The sequence below is a fragment of the Polaromonas sp. P1_E1_2 genome (genome assembly GCF_056406035.1).
The window spans coordinates 1-2,379 of record NZ_JBFUAZ010000641.1 but is presented as its reverse complement, the minus strand read 5'-3'; the positions used below and the strand labels follow the sequence as shown (position 1 = coordinate 2,379).

5 protein-coding genes are annotated in these 2,379 nt (G+C 59.6%); 4 read left to right on the top strand and 1 reads right to left on the bottom strand.

Going from position 1 to position 2,379, the window contains the following annotated elements:
* The 4 genes from AC1D1P_RS21155 to AC1D1P_RS21140 form a co-directional block, all read left to right on the top strand.
* Positions 1 to 358, top strand: a 358-nt coding sequence (locus AC1D1P_RS21155) for a VOC family protein (protein ID WP_477674316.1), incomplete at its 5' end; no start/stop codon positions are given.
* Positions 359 to 392: 34 nt separating this feature from the next.
* On the top strand, positions 393 to 809 hold the full coding sequence (locus AC1D1P_RS21150; protein WP_477671687.1) for a VOC family protein: 417 nt from the start codon (positions 393 to 395) through the stop codon (positions 807 to 809).
* Between the two features lie 72 nt (positions 810 to 881).
* Positions 882 to 1,361: a hypothetical protein gene (locus tag AC1D1P_RS21145; protein WP_477674315.1), complete on the top strand. Its 480-nt coding sequence runs from the start codon at positions 882 to 884 to the stop codon at positions 1,359 to 1,361.
* Positions 1,362 to 1,376: 15 nt separating this feature from the next.
* Positions 1,377 to 1,652, top strand: coding sequence for a DUF2277 domain-containing protein (locus AC1D1P_RS21140; protein WP_477674314.1), 276 nt, complete (start codon positions 1,377 to 1,379; stop codon positions 1,650 to 1,652).
* Between the two features lie 72 nt (positions 1,653 to 1,724).
* Here the strand turns inward: AC1D1P_RS21140 and AC1D1P_RS21135 are convergent.
* The coding region (locus AC1D1P_RS21135; RefSeq protein ID WP_477674313.1) for a Rossmann-fold NAD(P)-binding domain-containing protein at positions 1,725 to 2,379 on the bottom strand (655 nt) is incomplete at its 5' end.

Genomic DNA, 2,379 nt, shown 5'->3' with positions numbered 1-2,379 from the left:
CGTCATGATTGTGCAAAACGCCCTTGCCAGTGTCGCCGTTCGCAACCTGGACACATCCATACCCTGGTACGAAAAACTGCTGGACGCCAAAGCCAACCGGCCGATGCCTGAAGTCGGCGAATGGCAATTCAAGCGCGGCGGCGGCCTGCAGGTGTATGAACTGGCCGAACGCGCCGGCGAAGGCTCGCTGACCCTGGCCGTCAACGACCTTGAACCGGAAATCGAGTACCTGCAAAAGCTGGGCATAGACACCAGCCATACAACGTCCAGCGACAAAGTCAGGACGGTGATGGTCACCGACCCCGACGGCAACCACATTGCCATTGCCGAAGCGCTGATGCCCGGCGTGATCCGCTGAACAGATCCTTCACACCCGAACAAGGAAGCCCACCATGGAAATACACCGCGGACGACTCATCGACCATGTCCACCTGCGCGCCCATGACCTCGCGGCCAGCAAGCGCTTTTACCGCGCCGTGCTCAAGTCACTGAACAAGGAAAATGCCATCCAGGAAGCCGACGATCATTTTTCGGCCGATGAGTTGTGGATGGACCAGGCTGACGGATCTACCTCGCACGTCCATCTGGCTTTCCGGGCCAAAGACCACGCAGAGGTCAAAGCCTTCTATGAAGCCGCCCTGGCCGCAGGCGGCACCGACAACGGCGCGCCGGGCGAGCGCAAATACCACCCCGGCTACTACGCCGCCTTTGTGCTGGACCCGGACGGCAACAACATCGAGGCGGTGTATCACGGGCCATTTGTTGCTTCGGCGGAGTCGGTGGTGATCAGGCCGGCAAACTCAAGCTGATCAGAAGCGTAGTCTTCTAACTCCGTAGCCAGGGGTGATATAAATCCCCAGATATAAAGAACGGAGTTGCCGATGAACCAAGCACCATCTTTCCCCGCATATTTGTCATCGGCAGGATTCGCAATCACAAGACGAACCGTCTTCGCATTGACTTTTTTTCTTCCCGCCTTGCCAGCATTCTCTGCGGACGTCATACCCGAAAATCTTGTTGGCGTATGGGCAACAGACAAGGCTGTTTTGCGCGGCGCACTGCTGTTCGAAGGAGGGGCCGTGTATCTGGGAATCGATGGCATCGGCGCAATCGTAGGAGGGCCGCCTCCGATCGGGTCAAGAATTGTTTTTACGTATGACCCAAAAACCAATGTCATCGCTTACCAGGCAACAGAAAACGGAAAAACGGTGCATGCGGGAACTTTTACCTATGACCCGACCCGCCAGGTCCTGTCTGGTGACAAAGAAGTACTTAGGCTACGGTTTGATAAATTGACGGATGAAACCAGGCGAGCGTTGGGGCTTGAGCCAACCGTCAAGACAAACGCCGGGAAAAAATGACCGGAAGGAGTGCCCATGTGCCGCAACATCAAGACTCTCTTCAACTTCGAACCGCCAGCCACGGAGCTGGAAATCCGTGACGCTTCGCTGCAGTTTGTCAGGAAGCTCAGCGGGTTCAATGTCCCCTCCAAGGCCAATGAAGCCGCGTTTGACCGCGCCGTGGAAGAGGTAGCGGCTTCTGCACGGGTTCTCATTCGCACACTAGTAACCAACGCCGAGCCGCGCAACCGTGAGATGGAAGCCGAACGGGCACTGGCCAGGTCGGCGCTAAGGTTTGGCACGAGCCAGTAGCCGGCTCCCCCCAAGTCGACCTCGCCCAACTGGAAGCGTCTGACGACATCAAAAGGTTGAGCTGGACTTGCTTCAGCCACGGCGGACACTTCCATGGTTGAAATCCCCGCCATGCGCACCAAGGCAGCCCAGCCCTTGCAGTGTTTCCTCCATAGCAATGTCCAGCGGCGTGTGCGGCTCCGCACCGAGCGCCGCCACCAGGGCGGCGTTGTCCATGCGTATAGGCGTGTTCCAGAGGTAGCGCATCCGGCGCAGCTCGCGCAGGGTCTCAACAAAGGGCCCGGCCAGCGTCACGGCCCACCAGGGAAAGGATTTTATTGACGGCGGAGGCCCACCGCGCCGTGCGACGACACGGCAGATCGCTTCAGCCAGCTGGCGGCCGTCGGCGTCCCACTGGCCGTTCATATGGAACGTTGCAAATGCAGGCAGAACGTCACGCCGCGCCAGCAAGGCGACCATGGTACGCGCCACATCCGGCAAATAGGCCCATTGGTGACCGACGCCAGGCTTGCCAGGAAGCTTCACACTGCGCACCGGAACGCCCGGCCGAACCAGGCCTTGCGAGAACCAGCTGTTCCCGGCACCCGGCCCGAAAAAATCCCCCGCGCGCACGATGATCACCCGGCAGCAGCCCTGGCCGCTGTCGTCGGTCGCGTCCTTGAGCCGCTGCTCGAGCTGCGCACGAATCGCACCCTTGGCAGTTTGCGGGTGTTGCGGTGAATCCTCC

Coding starts and splice junctions, on each gene's coding strand:
- AC1D1P_RS21145 (WP_477674315.1), top strand. CDS start 882: ATGAACCAAGCACCATCTTTCCCCGCATATTTGTCATCGGCAGGATTC.
- AC1D1P_RS21150 (WP_477671687.1), top strand. CDS start 393: ATGGAAATACACCGCGGACGACTCATCGACCATGTCCACCTGCGCGCC.
- AC1D1P_RS21140 (WP_477674314.1), top strand. CDS start 1,377: ATGTGCCGCAACATCAAGACTCTCTTCAACTTCGAACCGCCAGCCACG.